This window comes from Pelagibius sp. Alg239-R121 (genome assembly GCF_947331435.1).
Taxonomy (GTDB): Bacteria; Pseudomonadota; Alphaproteobacteria; order Kiloniellales; family Kiloniellaceae; genus Denitrobaculum.
Genome location: NZ_CAMZOF010000022.1, coordinates 12,615 through 28,608, shown reverse-complemented (window position 1 = coordinate 28,608; position 15,994 = coordinate 12,615). Strand labels below are relative to the sequence as shown.

The 15,994-nt window shown below is 55.0% G+C and carries 13 protein-coding genes; 3 read left to right on the top strand and 10 right to left on the bottom strand.

Features of this window, described 5'->3' with window-relative positions:
- Window positions 1–144 precede the first annotated feature (144 nt).
- On the top strand, window positions 145–405 hold the full coding sequence (locus QMZ18_RS36155; protein WP_282611309.1) for a hypothetical protein: 261 nt from the start codon (window positions 145–147) through the stop codon (window positions 403–405).
- 207 nt (window positions 406–612) lie between these two features.
- Here the strand turns inward: QMZ18_RS36155 and QMZ18_RS36150 are convergent, their stop codons facing one another.
- The 10 genes from QMZ18_RS36150 to QMZ18_RS36105 form a co-directional block, all read right to left on the bottom strand.
- A complete protein-coding gene (locus tag QMZ18_RS36150) occupies window positions 613–906 on the bottom strand; it encodes a type II toxin-antitoxin system RelE/ParE family toxin (RefSeq protein ID WP_282611308.1) in 294 nt (97 codons plus the stop codon).
- Window positions 896–1,156 carry a type II toxin-antitoxin system ParD family antitoxin gene (locus QMZ18_RS36145; protein WP_282611307.1) on the bottom strand — a complete coding sequence of 87 codons (261 nt, stop codon included), beginning with the start codon at window positions 1,154–1,156 and terminating at the stop codon, window positions 896–898. The genes QMZ18_RS36150 and QMZ18_RS36145 overlap by 11 nt, the downstream gene beginning before the upstream one ends.
- Window positions 1,157–1,242: 86 nt before the next feature.
- Entirely contained in the window at window positions 1,243–1,608 is a 366-nt protein-coding gene (locus QMZ18_RS36140) for a helix-turn-helix domain-containing protein (protein ID WP_282611306.1), read from the bottom strand.
- A 327-nt stretch (window positions 1,609–1,935) separates the two neighbouring features.
- The gene (locus QMZ18_RS36135; protein ID WP_282611305.1) at window positions 1,936–2,250 is read right to left on the bottom strand and encodes a hypothetical protein; all 315 of its coding nucleotides are present in this window, start codon (window positions 2,248–2,250) and stop codon (window positions 1,936–1,938) included.
- A gap of 188 nt (window positions 2,251–2,438) precedes the next feature.
- Window positions 2,439–2,936 carry a hypothetical protein gene (locus tag QMZ18_RS36130; RefSeq protein WP_282611304.1) on the bottom strand — a complete coding sequence of 166 codons (498 nt, stop codon included), beginning with the start codon at window positions 2,934–2,936 and terminating at the stop codon, window positions 2,439–2,441.
- A gap of 56 nt (window positions 2,937–2,992) precedes the next feature.
- On the bottom strand, window positions 2,993–3,574 hold the full coding sequence (locus tag QMZ18_RS36125; protein ID WP_282611303.1) for a recombinase family protein: 582 nt from the start codon (window positions 3,572–3,574) through the stop codon (window positions 2,993–2,995).
- A 130-nt stretch (window positions 3,575–3,704) separates the two neighbouring features.
- A complete protein-coding gene (locus tag QMZ18_RS36120) occupies window positions 3,705–6,296 on the bottom strand; it encodes a Tn3 family transposase (protein WP_282611302.1) in 2,592 nt (863 codons plus the stop codon).
- The gene (locus QMZ18_RS36115; RefSeq protein ID WP_282611301.1) at window positions 6,181–6,603 is read right to left on the bottom strand and encodes a DUF4158 domain-containing protein; all 423 of its coding nucleotides are present in this window, start codon (window positions 6,601–6,603) and stop codon (window positions 6,181–6,183) included. Before QMZ18_RS36115 ends, QMZ18_RS36120 begins: the two co-directional genes overlap by 116 nt.
- 68 nt (window positions 6,604–6,671) lie before the next feature.
- Window positions 6,672–7,673 carry a tryptophan--tRNA ligase gene (gene trpS, locus QMZ18_RS36110; RefSeq protein ID WP_282611300.1) on the bottom strand — a complete coding sequence of 334 codons (1,002 nt, stop codon included), beginning with the start codon at window positions 7,671–7,673 and terminating at the stop codon, window positions 6,672–6,674.
- A 301-nt stretch (window positions 7,674–7,974) separates the two neighbouring features.
- A complete protein-coding gene (locus tag QMZ18_RS36105; RefSeq protein ID WP_282611299.1) occupies window positions 7,975–8,442 on the bottom strand; it encodes a recombinase family protein in 468 nt (155 codons plus the stop codon).
- A gap of 630 nt (window positions 8,443–9,072) precedes the next feature.
- On the opposite strand from QMZ18_RS36105, the gene QMZ18_RS36100 reads away from it, so the two are divergent.
- On the top strand, window positions 9,073–15,417 hold the full coding sequence (locus QMZ18_RS36100; protein ID WP_282611298.1) for a polymorphic toxin-type HINT domain-containing protein: 6,345 nt from the start codon (window positions 9,073–9,075) through the stop codon (window positions 15,415–15,417).
- On the top strand, window positions 15,414–15,932 hold the full coding sequence (locus tag QMZ18_RS36095; protein WP_282611297.1) for a DUF2247 family protein: 519 nt from the start codon (window positions 15,414–15,416) through the stop codon (window positions 15,930–15,932). The genes QMZ18_RS36100 and QMZ18_RS36095 overlap by 4 nt, the downstream gene beginning before the upstream one ends.
- The last annotated feature ends 62 nt before the right edge of the window (window positions 15,933–15,994 follow it).

The following is a 15,994-nucleotide window of genomic DNA, read 5'->3' as shown; positions in this document are numbered from 1 at the left end:
CATCAATCTCCCAAATCAATGGGAAAATTGAATCAGAACTACAACTCTACTTCAACCGCGCCTTTTTCATCAAAATCAGCCCCATGTTGCCAAATTACTGCGATGCGGCCAATGTCGGCTTCAAGGAAAAGAGGGAGAGTGCCAATGAGCATAAAATTGGATCTTGACGATAGTGCAGCGTTGGCCGTGTTCGAGTTTCTTTCCCGAACGCTGGACGAACAGAATGGCGAAAAACTGCAAGAAGCTGTTGTACATGACGGAGAGCTTTGGGCATTGAATACGCTGCATGGAGTTTTGGAAAAGACATTGTCCGAACCTTTTGAAGCGGATTATCGAGCCCACGTTAAGAAAGCGCTTGAGATGCTCGTGGTCAAATCTGGAACATGGCCCAAAACTGTTGAGTAGAAGTAGTATTCGTGAGGCATGCGTTCTCGGGAGCAGCCATTGGTATAGCTGATTTAATTGGCATCTTTGTCCCGCATTGCCGACATCGCTGCGAACCGCAGCGAACGTCTCCTTCCCGCCCTTCGCGAAGGATGCTGCGTCGAGCAGAAATGTCGAGGAAGGGCTCCAAGCGCCGTTTACTGCATTAGGTATAATGTTAAATGAAACCTAGATAGGGTCGCTCACCCAGTCTTCACGACTACTCCGCACACGGATAACAAACACGTCCCTGTGGTCATCGATGACGTAGACAATGACATGTGATCCGTGGGGGTGGATGCGAACAGGTGGCGTGATTTCAGCGCGTTCTCGGGCAAGCTCGGGATTGCCGGACAGAATCTCAAATACATGCTTTAGCTCGGCATGATATTTTTCCGCCTGCGAAACACCCCATTCCCGAACGCCATCAATATAGATTTCGACAAGATCATCATCGGCTTTTTGGCTGAGCCTATAGGCCATGGTCTTCGGGATCGACGCCAGCCTTTTCGCGCGCCGCCTCCAAAATTTCACCCATGGAGCGGCCACTGATTCCACTGCTCAAACCTTCATCGACAAGACGCTGCATGTTGGCAATTTTGTCTTGGCGTTCTTGGTCGCGCCGGATCAGGTCGCGGACATAATCGCTTGCATTGCTGTAACGGCCGGTTTGGGCCTGTGCTTCCACCCAATCCTTCATCGGATCGGGCAGGGATACATTCATCGTTGCCATATTCAGATCTCCGTTATAGATCGATTATGGCATATATTGGCAAAGATTGTCAAAAATAGCGAGAAAGGGTCCTTCCGCTTACTGGATTACGCCGTCCTGGTTTCGTCGAGCACGCGAATGAGTCCGTAAATGCTCTTCTTGATTTCAGTAGAAGATATAGCTTCGAACTGGCGCGCCAACCGAGATACCTCTGTCGGCCTTTTCGCATCCTGTGCAGCGCCCTGCTTATAGCCGGCGAAAAATGCCTCGATGTTGGTCTCAAGCACGGCGGCAAGCTGATAGAGCCGGCCGGCGCTGACCCGGTTCTTGCCGTGTTCATATTTCTGCAGCTGTTGAAACGAAATCCCGAGCTGGCGTGCAACCTCCTGCTGCGTAAGGCCGACTTCCTTGCGGAGGATACGTATTCTGGCTGCGACGTGCGCGTTGATCGAAGTTTGAATTTCTGAAGACATGTCGGTTCCACCTTGCGCCTGATCGTTATTTCTGGGGCCAGAAAAATGCGTATCAGCCGTTCGTTATAAGTTCAGAGGGCGATTCACGTTCATGACTCTTCTGCGTCACGAACGGTCGCTCTCACTCCTATGCCAACCAGGCCGCATGAGCTTATCGCTCGTTGTGTCGCGGCTCGGATCAAAGCATCAGTTCGGTGGCACGAATCTATGGAAGTCGCATGTTCACGACACAACGGCTGGGTATGTCCCGGCGCGTCTGATTGCAATCGTATTCATAATAATACAAACAATTCATTAACGCTAAATTCTCATGCCGGCCGCCGCGCCTCAAGAGCCCGCGGCCCGCATCTTTACCGGTTCTTCGTCCCGTAGGTGGCTGTCATCATCCGGCGCCCAGGTTTCCGGATCCGGATACCAAGTCTCAACAACATGTCGATCCTGGAGCAGCAAGTTGATCGATCGCGAGCCACAGGCACTGCAGACGATTTTCTCGCGCAGCTCCCGTACGTTCACGAAGGGAGAGAGGGCAGGGCGGTTGATCAGATCATTCGGATCGATGTGGTTCTTGTGGCGGCAGTCTTCGCACCAGGCGCTCAGAATGATGTTGGCGTCCGCCATGGCGCCAAGGGTCCAGTAGTCCACTATGCGGACCTTTCTTTGAATTCGGCTATCCGTCGTGAAATCGTGGACTTATCGACACCAAAGGCTGCCCCGACCTCTTCGTAGGTCGGTAAGCTTCCGTCCTTGTGGGGCGTCTCCAGCAACTTGGCCTAACCGGCCCGAAGTTACGAAAAGCGACAAAAATTAGAACCAATAGAGAACTTCAGCTTTCAAAGCCCTCTTTCACTTCGATGTTCAGCAATCCAGTTTGAAATGGACAGGGCTGCTTCGTCTGCTGAAAGATCTGTTGCGTCGAGCTGCAAGAGGTTGAGTGAATCTGACCCAAGCAGCTGTTCGCCCGCAGCATGTTTTTTCTCTGCATAGGAGGCATCTCGCGGCTTGCGCTTCAGATCCCGGTCGGGGGACTGAATGCGCCACCTATTTTCATTCAGAGAGCAGACAATATGCACAACAAAGAGAGGGCCGCGTTCTGCAGCGATGCGTTCAACCCGCGACCAGCATTCCTTTGCCCAATCAGATTCTCCTGCTAAGGCTTCTGTAAAAACGACCGGAACTTGAGGAGGCAATACCTTGATCCTCTGATCGGTGATCTTCCAGACGGATCGAATCGTATCGAAGAATTCTTCGGACCTGAATTCGGTTAAAGCGAATGCGATATTGTAAACGGTATGAACATCGAGGAGACGCCCGTTCAGATTGTCCGCCAAACATCGACCTATCGTGAGTTTTCCTACGCCTGGTAGACCGTTTAATACAACCAGCATCAGGTTACGCTCAGAGGCTGGCGTACAGACTCATTGAAACCACTCCGCAATGCTCGATAGACAGACATCCTGGAGATCCCAAGATCGCGAGCGACTTGCGCTTTAGAAATGCCTTTGCTGACAAGGCAACGGATTTCCTCGTCATCTACAGTTTTCCGTCGTCCCTTGTAGACGCCCTTTTTCTTCGCCGCATCGATCCCGGTTCGCTGACGATCTCGGATGAACTTTAGTTCCATGTCAGCGACCATACCGAGGACGGTGATAACCATCCGGCCCATGTCACCCGCCGTGGTCACCTCTGGTTCAAGCACGCGTAGTCCTGCTCCTTTCGCATCCAACTCGTGCACCAGATTAAGAACATCGCGTGTGGATCGACCCAACCGATCGAGGCGATGAACGACCAGTTCGTCACCTGCGCGCAGGAACTCCAGGATGGTTCCAAGTTCGGTGCGACCGTCTCTGGTGGCGCCAGATCCAGTCTCGGAACGAATGATGTCACAGCCCTCATTCTTCAGCTTTGAAATCTGTATATCGAGATCCTGGCTGGAGGAACTAATACGAGCATATCCGATCTTAGGCATCGCAATCCGTCACATTAGGGTGGATTGAACTCTGATACTGTAACAATAGCCATCAGGCCACCCATTTGTAACGCTTTGATTTGTCACATTCCTATGTCTCCTGTGGGTGCACTCTAATGTGACGCCTCAGTCAAGCAGCTATCTTGCCGTAGTCGATCCGCTTGCTGAGATCGATCTCTTGTCTGCCATAGGGGTTGATATGGTTAGTTAACGCCGGCGAAAGACCGCGATGATCTTCAGCAGTCATCTGTCCCTGCCATCCCGGATCGATGAGGACAGACTGCAGCATGCGCGTATTCACGTAGACCAGAGATGCTTGAAGTAGGTGAAGTGACAGCGCGGTGATTTCCTGATCTTCGACTCGGTTGGTGGCAAACTCCCCGCCCTTCCCAAAGAACACAAAACCATTCGCACTGTTCCAGTTCTCGACCACATTCAGTCCTTCATGAATTTCACGCCGGTACGCTTCCGACCTTAGATAACGGCATAGGAAGATCGTCTTGACGGCACGACCGAGCTCCGCCAAAGCCTTGTATGTTGGATGCATAACGTCAGCGCGAGCGAAACGCCGTAGAATAGCTTCGGGGTCTGCCGTACCGTGTCGCATGGCAGAAGCGTATTTCACCATCTCATCGTATTGGCGCTCAATCTCGGGCCAATCAATTGGCGTACCTAGGATCGGGGCAATGTGGGCTAGATCAGATTTCATTCCGGTATAGGCCGTGGCCAGCTTTTCACGGCTGATTCTCTTAAGCCTGGGTGCCAGTTCAAAACCAAGAAGACGACAGAAAGCAAAGCCAACTGCGCTCTGGCCGTGGCTGTCCACATATTGTCGCTGAATTTCCATGTCTGTGCAGTGACGCAGCACTCCTTCTATCATGGCTGCCACCTCTGAGGAGGAACAGCGCTTCAGCTGCGAATAGATGCAAGTGGCCTTTCGCTCCACATGCCAGTAGATCATCACGCCGCGCCCGCCATAGCGGACATGCCATTCCGTCATGAGGTTCCGGTCCCAGGCGCCAAACTTCGTGGAATCAGACGCACAGGCTGTGCCCGCTTCTCCCCAGATCTCGGGATTTCGGATCCGCAAAGTAGCGTTCGCCGCTTGTGCTGCTGCTGCACGGAGTGCATTGGCGTGTACGTAGCGGCGGCGGATATGTAAGAGTTCATCATAGCTTACATCCGCTGTACTGCCGGCAACGCGTTTCAGCCCCGCATTCGTTCCAAGGCCATACAAACAGAGCAACAAGCGTCGGTCACGCTCCTCCCGCGCAAGAACTTCCCGCGTTGCCGATGTTTTAAAGAGTTCCAGAAATCCAGTGTCGAGCGCCGTCTCCTTCAACACATCAAGCAGACTCGTCATTGGCCAACGACGGCCAAGTTCCGCCTTAACGGCGGCCAATCCTGGCGGTTCCGGTGCGGGCATATAGGGAGTGATCGAAACCCGCGCTTCCGGTGACCAGCGAATCCGCACTTTGTTGTCGCCGGGTAACGCTGTGTCCAACAGCTTCAGTTCCTGTTCCAGCTCACTTCTGAGTGCGTGCGTGAAACTGGCGGCATCACGTGTCAAATTGAGTGTGCTGTAGTAGTGCTCGCGCCGTTCCGCAAAGTCTTGTGGTAAGTCTTTATCAGGATTCCTGTAGCGATCAGCTCCCTCGAACCAGATCTCCTTGGCCCGGATGCAATCGCGCAGCTGTGCCAGAATGCATAGTTCGAAGGAGATGATGTTCACTCTGCCGGCGTCGTCGAGAATAGAGCTACGCCATCCAGGCGGCACAACATCGAGAGGCGCATCAGAAATCGGAACCACGCGCTTGCCTTGCCCGTGCATCTCAACAATCCAATTTAGAGCGTCAAGAGTTGGCCGCCAGCTGCTATTGTTCGACCGAAACGTCAACACGGTTAGCAGCCTATGCAGCATTGGCCGGAAATGTCCGGAATAAGAACGCCGCATGAGAGCGTGTACCTGGCGCTTCAAGCCACCCCGGCTTTTGTATTCCTTTATAATGGCTTCTAACTTCTCCCTGCCAGCAAGCGGAAAGATCACCTCTCGCACCAAGCCGTCAGGATCAGCGATCGAAGCAGCGGCGATATTCGCCAACAGGCGCTCTTTGCCGTAGACCCGTTCTATCTCGCGGGCAATGCGTTTCTCTACTTTGCGCCGCGAACGGGTGCTGATCCTGTGAATCACCTCCAGAGTCAGATCAACAAGATGGTCCGTCATCTTCGCTTCACGCGACATCAGATAAATGGCTGACATGGCAACCCGTTGAACGGTTTCATGCCGACGCATTTCTGATGCTGTCTCCCCAGCAACACGGCAGGCGATTTCATCAATCCATCTTTGGTCCAACCGAGCAAGCAAGTGGCGCGGTAGCTTTAGGTTTTTCACGAAGGCCAATCGATCCGCCGCGTCCAGAATGGCCTCAAGCGTTGCGGCACCACTGTCTTCCCTCAATTTGTGAAAACCAGTGCGCCGCTCTGGGAACGCGAGGCAGTTTTCCAGTTTCGTGATCGTGCCCTCGTCAAGCTGAACCAGAATCTCTGCAAAAAGGTTGCCGAGCCATCTGCGGCGAGCGCCGGCGACAAGCCGTGTGACCTCTCCTTCACTTGGGGCCCGAACTTGGCGTTCTTTTTGTCCACTCGAAAGCCCGAGCGACCATCTTTGGCGTAGGAAGTCCGGTTGGGGCAATCTCTTCCGCGATGTATAGAGCAAAGTCATGCCTGTCCGTTGCCGTCATTCGCTTCCAACCCAAGTACTGCAGGGCTTTTACGCGATAGCGTTCGGCATTTCGGTTACGCAGCGGAGGCATCTCCCGCTCACCAGCTTCCGCGCCGAGTTGATCTGCGACATAAATTACAGCTTCGGCAGGTAGATTCTTGTGACGGCCAATGAAGCGTCCTGTGTTGCGGATGTTGATCAGCTCAAGCGCGGCAAGCAGACGGTGACTTGGGGGAATTCTGTTCAGAAATCCCATGTCATCAAAACTTAGGCTCCAATGGCGCTCCAACTCGATCTCATAGTCCATGCCGAACCCTTCCAATCCCCTTTACGCCCGGTCCGGAGCCATACAGCCTCGGACTGTTTTGAAGCACTCTACAGCCGAAACATACCAAGCCCCTTCTGAATATCCTGTTTTGTACGTCCGGTAACTGCTTTAGCTTTCAGCGTCCCCGCTTTGATTACCTCGATCACATAATCGCGGTTCGAGGCCAACTCGGCTCGCCGCTTTCGAATAGGGGCGAGTAAGCCTTGTAGAATTTGTTCCAGCCTGTTCTTGATAACTGCGTCGCCGAGGCCGCCGCGGCTATAGTGATTCTTGAGATCCTCGACCTCATTTTGTTCGGTATCGAACGCATCCAGGAATGCAAAGACAACATTGCCTTCCACCTTGCCCGGATCATCAACACGTAAATGGCCCGGGTCGGTAAACATGGACCGCACCGCCACAGATATTTGGTCAGGTGTGGCTGAAAGAGAAATTGAGTTGCCACCTGACTTACTCATTTTAGCTTGGCCGTCGATACCAGGGAGTCTGCCCATTCGAGGGACAATTGCCTTGGCTTCCGGCAAAAGGGGTTGTTTAGCGGAGGAGTTAATGCGGCGGATGATCTCGTTTGTCTGCTCAATCAAAGGTGCTTGATCTTCACCCACTGGAACAACTGTCGCACGGAACGCCGTGATATCGGCGGCCTGTGCGGCTGGGTAGCACAAAAAGCCTGCTGGAATGTTGCGCCCAAATCCGCGTGAGCGGATCTCCTCTTTAATCGTGGGATTACGCTCAAGCCGGGCAACCGTCACGAAGTTTAGATACAGCATCGAGAGCTCAGCTATCGCCGGCAAATGTGATTGAAGGCAAATCGTTGTCTTGGCTGGATCGATACCCACTGCAAGATAGTCGAGGGCAACCTCGATCACATTGTGCCGCACCATGTCTATGTTGTCCGCGTTATCGGTGAGTGCCTGGAGGTCTGCAAGCAGAAGAAATTGCTCATGTGTGTCTTGATAGGCCAGGCGATTTTTTAGTGAGCCTATATAGTGGCCCAGGTGCAGCGGACCTGTTGTTCGATCGCCGGTGAGGATGACGGGTTTGCTCATGGTTGTCTCCGTTTCAGTTAGACGGGACACCGCATACGAGCAGGAGCAAATGAAAAGGCCGCCCGATGCGGCGGCCAAAAATCAGATTAATACACCGGGCCGCCCTGTTAACAGGCCAGCCACCAATCTTGAGCGCTACAGATTGAATGCTTCATGAACCAAAGGTTAGTGCAACCGCGAAGGGCGGTCAATAGCTTCTCAGCGACGCACATTGAAGATACTTGGCTCAGCTTTGATCACAGTTTCAAGTCATGTTCCGTTATTGTTCTAATTTTTGTCGCTTTTCGTAGCTTCGGGCCAGCTAGGCCAACTTCATAGCCATCTCGATCTGTTTATCTCCGAGCTTTCGCTTGCGACCGAACTTCGTGCCCTTGGCCTTGGCCGCCTCCAGGCCGCGTAGGGTTCGCTCGCGAATGAGATTCCGCTCCAGCTCGGCGAAGGCGCCGGCGATCGTGAAGATCGCTTTCCCGATAGCACTGCTCGGATCGATGCCGTCCGATAGGGATTGAAAGGCAACCCCTCGCTGTTGCATGTCCTGAATGAAGTCCAGCAACTCGACCGTCCTGCGGCCGAGACGATCCAGTTTCCAGACCACGAAGGTATCGCCTTCGCGCAGGCGGGAGAGAGCTTTTTCCAGTTCCGGTTGGATGACCCGGCCCGAAGAGATCTTCTCGCTGTAGATCTCGTTGCAGCCTGCGTCCTCAAGAGTCTTCAGCTGAAGATCCAGATTCTGCTCATGGGTCGATACGCGCGCGTAGCCGATCTTCATGTTGCATAAATCACTTTTATTTTTTTATGCAACGATATATATGCAACTGATATTCGCAACAACCTAAATCTCGGTTTTCTGCCGGTGATTGACTTTTCTGCAACCGTTGCAAAAACGATCGATTACGCAACGGCTCGAGTGCAGCATCCGAGGCAGGGGCTTCTCGCCGTCAGGCGGCAAATGACGGCACTGTTGCAAAGAATCCGATTAGAGAACTTTAGGCTTATAGGGTAAGCGGGCATTACCCTGTGGGGTGATAGTTTTTTCTACCATAGCAAGCTATTGGAATATGGTTGTTTAGTTGCTTTATCCACAGAAAGTTATCTCCTTGGTGGTTGTCGCTGCTTGCCGGTGACATTTTTGTGATCTAATCTGGAGCTGTAAATTCGAGTCGGCGGATCACAGAATAAGTGTTTGAGCGTAATGGGTTACACTTTCATTTCGCAATCTTTGCGGGATTTAACTTTGCGCTCTGATGGTGGAGACTTGGGTCTCCGCCGCGAAATGACTGGTTATTCGGCTCGAGCGGTGCCGCCGGCTTTTACGGAAGTCGGCTTTTTTGTGACCTGAGGCGTTCTACCGCCTCCGGTTTTATTCGTGTGCGTGGTTTTGTCTTTGGGGAAATAGCCGATGCTTTATAGCGTGTTGCGTTCGATTGAACGTACCTATTCGAGGACACGTTCGAGGCAGCGTTTGCAAAGCACAACGCGTTCGGATGTGGCAGAGAATGCGGTCCAACGCAGCATGCTTTCGGTATCTCGTCTTCTGTCGTTTGGGTCTATGGCTGCCGTGGGGCAGGGGGGCTTGCTGTTCTCGGCGGTTGCCGCCGCCTCGCTGCTGATTGGCGGCTTGCCCGTATCGGCCCAAACGATGGTGGCGGGCGTCACGCCCGGGGCCATCGCGGTGGATGAGAGTGGGTCGGCCAACTACTCCATTCCTCTTTCGGTTCCGCCCGGGGTTGCCGGCATGGCGCCCAGCCTGTCGCTGATTTACGGCAGTCGGGGCGACAACGGCATTCTGGGTGTTGGCTGGTCGCTGGGCGGACTTTCGGTGATCCACCGTTGCGGCAAGACTAAGGTGCAAGACGATACCATCAGCGGCGTGGACTACAGCGCCAACGACCGCTTCTGCCTGGACGGGCAGCGCCTGGTGGCAACCGATGGTGTGTATGGCGCGAACGGCACGGTCTACAGCACGGAACTGGCATCTTTTTCCAAGATCGTCTCCTACGGCACGGCGGGTGCAGGCCCAGCGCATTTCAAGGTCTGGACCAAGTCGGGCCAGATCATGACCTACGGCAACACGGCGGATTCTAAGGTCGAAGTGCCGGGTCAGACTGACGTGCGCTACTGGTCGGTCAACCGGATCGAGGACCGGGTCGGGAACTATCTGGATCTGGTTTATTCCGACGACACCACCAACAATGTGCATCAGATCGACCGGATCAACTATGCGGGCAACACGGTCGCAGCGACCCCGCCGACAGCATCGGTGCGCTTTGTTTACGAAACGCGAACCGATACCCGCGTGCACTACATGGCCGGAGTGCGGACCCAGACTCTGAACCGCTTGAAATCGATCGAGACCTACGCGACCTTTGGTGCGGTTGATACGCTCGTGAAGCGCTATGACATGGCCTATGAGTACGGTACGGCCACGGGCCGCTCGCGCCTGACGTCACTCACTGAGTGCGACGCCAACAACAACTGCCTCGAACCGCATAGCTTTACCTACAGCGATCATACTGCGGGGAGCACCTTCACTCAAAACGCAGGTTACGCGCTGCCTGACGTCATCCTGGATAAGAAGTCCGAGATAACCCGGGGCCAGTTTCAGGACGTGAACGGAGATGGCCTCGTCGACTGGGTGCGTGCTTATCGGAACGCCAGCGGCACCTACAGCATGATCACTTGGCTGAATACGGGTAGCGGTTGGCAAAACAATGCGGGCTACGCGCTGCCTGACGTCATCCTGGATAAGAAGTCCGAGATAATCCGGGGCCAGTTTCAGGACGTGAACGGAGATGGTCTCGTCGACTGGGTGCGTGCTTATCGAAACGCCAGCGGCACCTACAGCATGATCACTTGGCTGAATACGGGTAGCGGTTGGCAAAACAATGCGGGCTACGCGCTGCCTGACGTCATCCTGGATAAGAAGTCCGAGATAACCCGGGGCCAGTTTCAGGACGTGAACGGAGATGGTCTCGTCGACTGGGTGCGTGCTTATCGGAACGCCAGTGGTACCTACAGCATGATCACTTGGCTGAACAATTCTGGTGGCTCCGATTTACTCGTTTCGGGCACCGACGGTCTGGGCCGTGTTGCGTCGATCACCTACAAGCCTCTGACGGATGACAGCGTCTACACCAAGGGCAGCGGTGCTTCCTTTCCTGAGATCGACATCCAGGCTCCGATGTATGTTGTTGCTTCGGTGAGCCAGGACGACGGTAAGACCGAGACGCCGGGCAATCTGGAGGGCCAGGCGGTCATCAACTACAGCTACGCCGGCGCCAAGGTGAACACCGAGGGCCGTGGTTTCCTGGGTTTCCGCACGGTGACGGCACGGGACGAGCAGACCGGGATCCTGACCACCACCACCTACAACCAGACCTATCCCTTTACCGGCCAGGTGGACAGCAGCGTCACGCGTCTGGACAACGGCGTGGTGGTCGATCTGGTCAAGGAGGTGGCCAGTACCTACGCCAGCAAGCTGATCTTCGACGGGACGGCCAGCAACCAGCCCTCGGTGCTGTTTCCCTATGCGGACAGCTCGACCTCCAAGGCCTATGAGATTTCGCGCCAAGACCTGCAGAGTAACCAAGTCGCCGGCTTCCTGGTCTCCAGCACCACCACCTCCTCGACCTACGACGACTACGGCAATGCCCTGAGCATCACCCAGTCCGTGACCGATGAGACTACGGGTGCGACGGCAGGGCAGGTCTTTACGACCCAGACCGCCAGCCTCTACGACAACGACGAGGTCAACTGGATCCTGGGCCGGGTGACCAGCACGACGGTGACTAAGTCTCGGCCCGGTGCACCCAACCAGAGCCGCAAGTCCGCCTGGGAGTACAACGCAACCAACGGCCTGCTGACCAAGGAGATTATCGAGCCGGATATCGCCAGCCTAAAAGTTACTACCAGCTATACATACGACAGCTTCGGCAACGAGACCGCGGTCTCGGTCAGCGGAACCGGTGTCACCTCCAGATCTTCCACTACCAGCTACGACACGAACGGCCAGTTCCCGCTCTCCAGCGCCAATGCGCTGAGCCACAGCGAGACCATGGTCACGGATGCGCGCTTTGGGGTGGTCACCAGTCTGACCGGGCCCAACGGCATCACCACGACCTGGGAATACGACGGTTTCGGGCGCAAGACCAAGGAACTGCGCGCCGACGGCACCGAAAGCCGCATCAGCTACGACCTTTGCGACACGGTTTGCCAGCCCGGCGCGGTCTACAAGATCACCAGCCAGGATTTCCTGACAGCCGGCGGTACGGCGCTCAATACACCCTCTATCCAGTACTACGACAAGATGAACCGTGTGTTCCGCACGGAATCCATCGCCTTCGACGGCGTGACCAAGATCTACGTGGACACCAGCTACAACCCGCGCGGCGAATCCCACATGGTCTCGCGGCCTTACTTCGAGGGTGTCACCCCGCTCTGGGCGACGACCCACTACGACGATCTCGGCCGGCGCATGAGCGTGATCGCCCCGGACGGCGGCATTCAGGTCTTCGACTACGGCGGGCTGACCACGACGATCAACAACGCCCTCAACCAGAACATGACCAAGACCCAGAACGCCATCGGCGAACTGGTCACCTCGACGGACAATTTGAGCGGCACGGTCACCTACAGCTACGACGCCTACGGCAACCTTCTGCAAACCAATGCCAACGGCGTGCTCACCACCATGACCTACGACCAGCGCGGCCGTAAGACCGGGATGACCGATCCCGACATGGGCGTCTGGTCCTACAGCTACAACGTCCTGGGCGAACTGATTTCCCAGACCGATGCCAAGCTGCAGACGGTCACCATGGCCTACGACGTCCTGGGCCGCATGACCAGCCGCATCGAGGCCGAGGGTACCACCACCTGGACCTACGACACGGCCACCAAGGGTAAAGGCAAGATCCATCAGGTCTCCGGTCCCAACGGTTATCTTGAGGTCGCCGATTACGACTCCCTGGGCCGTCCGGACAGCACCTCCACCACCATCTCCGGCACCCTCTATCAGACCTCCCTGACCTATGACGCCCAGGGCCGCCCGGATACCATCACCTATCCCTCCGGCTTTGCGGTCCAGAACAACTATACCGCCAACGGTTTCCTGGGCTCGGTCTCGGAGGTCCTGAGCAGCACGGTCTACTGGCAGGCCGACACGGTCGATGCCGAGGGCATGGTGACGCAAGAGACCCTGGGCAACGGGGTGGTGACCAACCGGGCTTATGATCCTGCCACGGCCTTGCTGGATTCGATCCAGACCACCCACGGCGGCACCAGCATCCAGAACCTGTCTTTCGTTTTCGATACCCTGGGCAATCTGAGCGAGCGCAACGACCTCACCCGGGACCGTAAGGAGGCTTTCGTCTATGACGGCCTGAACCGGGTGACCTCGACCACGCTCACGGACACCTCCAACGCGACAACGCTCAACACCACCACCTATGCCTATGACAATCTGGGCAACATCACCAACAAGTCGGATGTGGGGGCTTATCTCTACGGTCAGAACGGCGCCGGGCCGCACGCGGTCACCACGGCGGGCAGCAACACCTACACCTACGATCTCAACGGCAGCATGATCTCCGGGGCGGGGCGGACCACGGCCTGGACCTCCTTCAACAAACCCCAGAACGTGACCGACAGCGTCACGGGCAACTGGACCTCCTTTGTCTACGGTCCCAGCCGCGCGCGCATTCAGCAGAACGCCCAGACCAACGGCCTCACCACCACCACGGACTACGTGGGCAGCAGCTACGAGCGGCGCAGCCGGCTGAACCAGCCGGACGAGCTGGTGCATTACATCCGCGCCGGCGGCGGCACGGTGGCGATCTACACCAAGATCGACGACGGCAACGCGCTGACGGATAAGACCCGCTACCTGCACAAGGATCACCTGGGCTCGGTGGAGTCCATCACCGACGAGCAGGGCCTGGTCACCGAGCATCTCTCCTACGATGCCCACGGCAAGCGCCGTCTCACCGACTGGAACGCCGGGGTGCCAGCGGCATCGAGCGAAACGCCCAGGGGGTTCACGGGTCATGAGCATCTGGACGGCGTCGGGCTGATCCACATGAACGGCCGGGTCTACGATCCCACACTGGGACGATTCCTGTCGGCCGATCCCAACGTGCAGGCGCCGGACGATACCCAATCCTTTAACCGCTATTCCTACGTCAAGAACAACCCGCTCAGCTATACCGATCCATCCGGGTTCTTCTTTAAGAAAATCTTCAAAAAGATCGCAAGCGTCTTTAAGAAGGCCTTCAAGGCGGTCAAGTCCTTCGTCAAGAAGGCCTTGCAGAACCAGTACGTGACGACTGCCATTCAGATCGGGATAAACTTTGTCCCTGGCTTGCAAGGTTGGGGGGCAATCCTTGTATCGGCGGCCTTCTCGGGGCTGGTTTCACTCGCCAATGGAGGAGACCTTGGACAGGCGCTGATGTCGGCGGGAATAGCCGTGGCGAGCGCTGTAGCCTTCAATGCGGTTGGTGATGCATTTAAAAATGTTAACGCCAGTTTTCTCTCACCAGGACACATTGCTAAAACCGTTGCACACGGCGCCGTGGGCGGGGCGATCAGCAAGCTGCGAGGTGGCGAGTTCAAGAGCGGCTTCCTGGCAGGTGCTTTTGCACAGTTCGCGGCTCCCGGATTAGCATACGTAGACCAGTATGCGCCTGCTCCTGTGGGAGTTGCCGCCGCGGCTGTTGCTGGCGGTGTCGGTGAAGAACTCGGAGGGGGTAAGTTCGTCAACGGTGCCTTCACGGGGGCATTTTCGAGACTTCACAATGACCTAAAACATGGCGCTGCCGGCGAACCCGATAGCGGCGGCTGGCTAGATGGCTTTCAACTTGGCCTGGATATTGTTGGACTGATCCCTGTCGTCGGTAACGCCGCTGATCTCCTAAATGCTGGTATTTCTCTGGCTCGAGGGGATTACATTGGGGCCGGGGCCAGCCTGGCGGCAGCTGCACCGGGGGCCGGTCAGGGGGTTGGTCTTGCTAACATAGGACGCCGGATCGCGGGTAGGGTTTGCAGCTTTAAAGCAGGGACATTGGTTCACACCAAGGATGGTTTGAAACCCATCGAGGCAATCCGTGTCGGCGATCTGGTGGCTTCAAAGGATGAGAAGACCGGTGAGGTTGCCTGGAAGCCGGTTCTCCACCTCTTCCAAAGCAAGGACAAGCCAATTCTGGGTCTGGCCTTGATCGGTCCAGACGGTGAATTGGATGTTATTGAGACAACCGCTGAGCATCCCTTCTGGGTGGAGGGTAAAGGTTGGATTCAAACAAGCAATCTCAAAGCCAATGACAAGATCGAGAGTCTCGAGGGCGACGACCTTGTCGTGCAGTCCATGTCGCAACGTGCAGGTGTTTTTCCTGCCTATAACTTCGAAGTCGCTGACTTCCATACCTATTTCGTAGGCGAAGATGGTGCTTGGGTGCATAACGCGAATTGTGGAGTTGGGAAAGACTTGCTTAACGCCGAACCTGTCGGCAGCGCCTTAAAAGGAGATAAGCATCACAATGCAGCTACATTTATGAGAAAAGATGCTGCAAATAACGGTACTCATTTCAAGATCACAGGAGGTGACGGTGTTGTAAGAGATCTCACTCAGATACAAGGCAATTTAAATGGAGTGCCTGGTAGGTACGAGTATATAGTTGAAGGTGGTAACAGGTTAACTCACCAAAGATTTGTTGAAGGCGGAACAATTAACGGTATCCCGAACGTAAGATGATTGAAAAGATAGTAATCTCAGTTGAGTTCGTTCTCAGCAAAGTGCGTGTTGATTGGCGAGATGTGTTGTGGGCATTCGAACACAAACTGCTGGGTTGGAAGAGCGTCGTTCAACTTGCCGAAAAACGTATGCTTGACGGTTCTGAAGTCGATCTAGAAGCCGATTTGGCTTTCTTAGGAAAAGAAAATGCGGAACGAGTGGGGCTTATTCTACGTGAACTTGCGTCTGCTGAGAGCTCGCGCAATGACAGCGTTGCGCAAAAAAAATGGCTATATGTGACGTTGGCTTGGTTGTTTGAAAACAGTAAAGCGTTTTCAAACCCCCTTTCTTGTGTCGAAGATATATACGCAGACTTTGATTACCCGGAAGAGATTGCTGAGTTTGTTGGATATATGCCGCCAACTGACGGGTACGATCCTAGCAAACACTCTCCAGAGGAAAACAAGCAACGAATGCTAGGAAAGTGGGAAGAGTATTTGAAGTCTAAGGCAGAGTTTTATCAGCATAGGTGCTGAACAGGGTCATGCGTGGACATATATGGACACCCGCTTGATTGCAACGTTTGGCCTTGGATTGG

What these genes read in the sequence shown, in the direction of transcription:
- QMZ18_RS36120 (WP_282611302.1), bottom strand. Translation starts at nt 6,296, where the DNA reads ATGACTTTGCTCTATACATCGCGGAAGAGATTGCCCCAACCGGACTTC.
- QMZ18_RS36095 (WP_282611297.1), top strand. Translation starts at nt 15,414, where the DNA reads ATGATTGAAAAGATAGTAATCTCAGTTGAGTTCGTTCTCAGCAAAGTG.
- QMZ18_RS36100 (WP_282611298.1), top strand. Translation starts at nt 9,073, where the DNA reads ATGCTTTATAGCGTGTTGCGTTCGATTGAACGTACCTATTCGAGGACA.
- QMZ18_RS36155 (WP_282611309.1), top strand. Translation starts at nt 145, where the DNA reads ATGAGCATAAAATTGGATCTTGACGATAGTGCAGCGTTGGCCGTGTTC.
- QMZ18_RS36140 (WP_282611306.1), bottom strand. Translation starts at nt 1,608, where the DNA reads ATGTCTTCAGAAATTCAAACTTCGATCAACGCGCACGTCGCAGCCAGA.
- QMZ18_RS36105 (WP_282611299.1), bottom strand. Translation starts at nt 8,442, where the DNA reads ATGAAGATCGGCTACGCGCGCGTATCGACCCATGAGCAGAATCTGGAT.
- QMZ18_RS36115 (WP_282611301.1), bottom strand. Translation starts at nt 6,603, where the DNA reads ATGGACTATGAGATCGAGTTGGAGCGCCATTGGAGCCTAAGTTTTGAT.
- trpS (WP_282611300.1), bottom strand. Translation starts at nt 7,673, where the DNA reads ATGAGCAAACCCGTCATCCTCACCGGCGATCGAACAACAGGTCCGCTG.
- QMZ18_RS36125 (WP_282611303.1), bottom strand. Translation starts at nt 3,574, where the DNA reads ATGCCTAAGATCGGATATGCTCGTATTAGTTCCTCCAGCCAGGATCTC.
- QMZ18_RS36145 (WP_282611307.1), bottom strand. Translation starts at nt 1,156, where the DNA reads ATGGCAACGATGAATGTATCCCTGCCCGATCCGATGAAGGATTGGGTG.
- QMZ18_RS36150 (WP_282611308.1), bottom strand. Translation starts at nt 906, where the DNA reads ATGGCCTATAGGCTCAGCCAAAAAGCCGATGATGATCTTGTCGAAATC.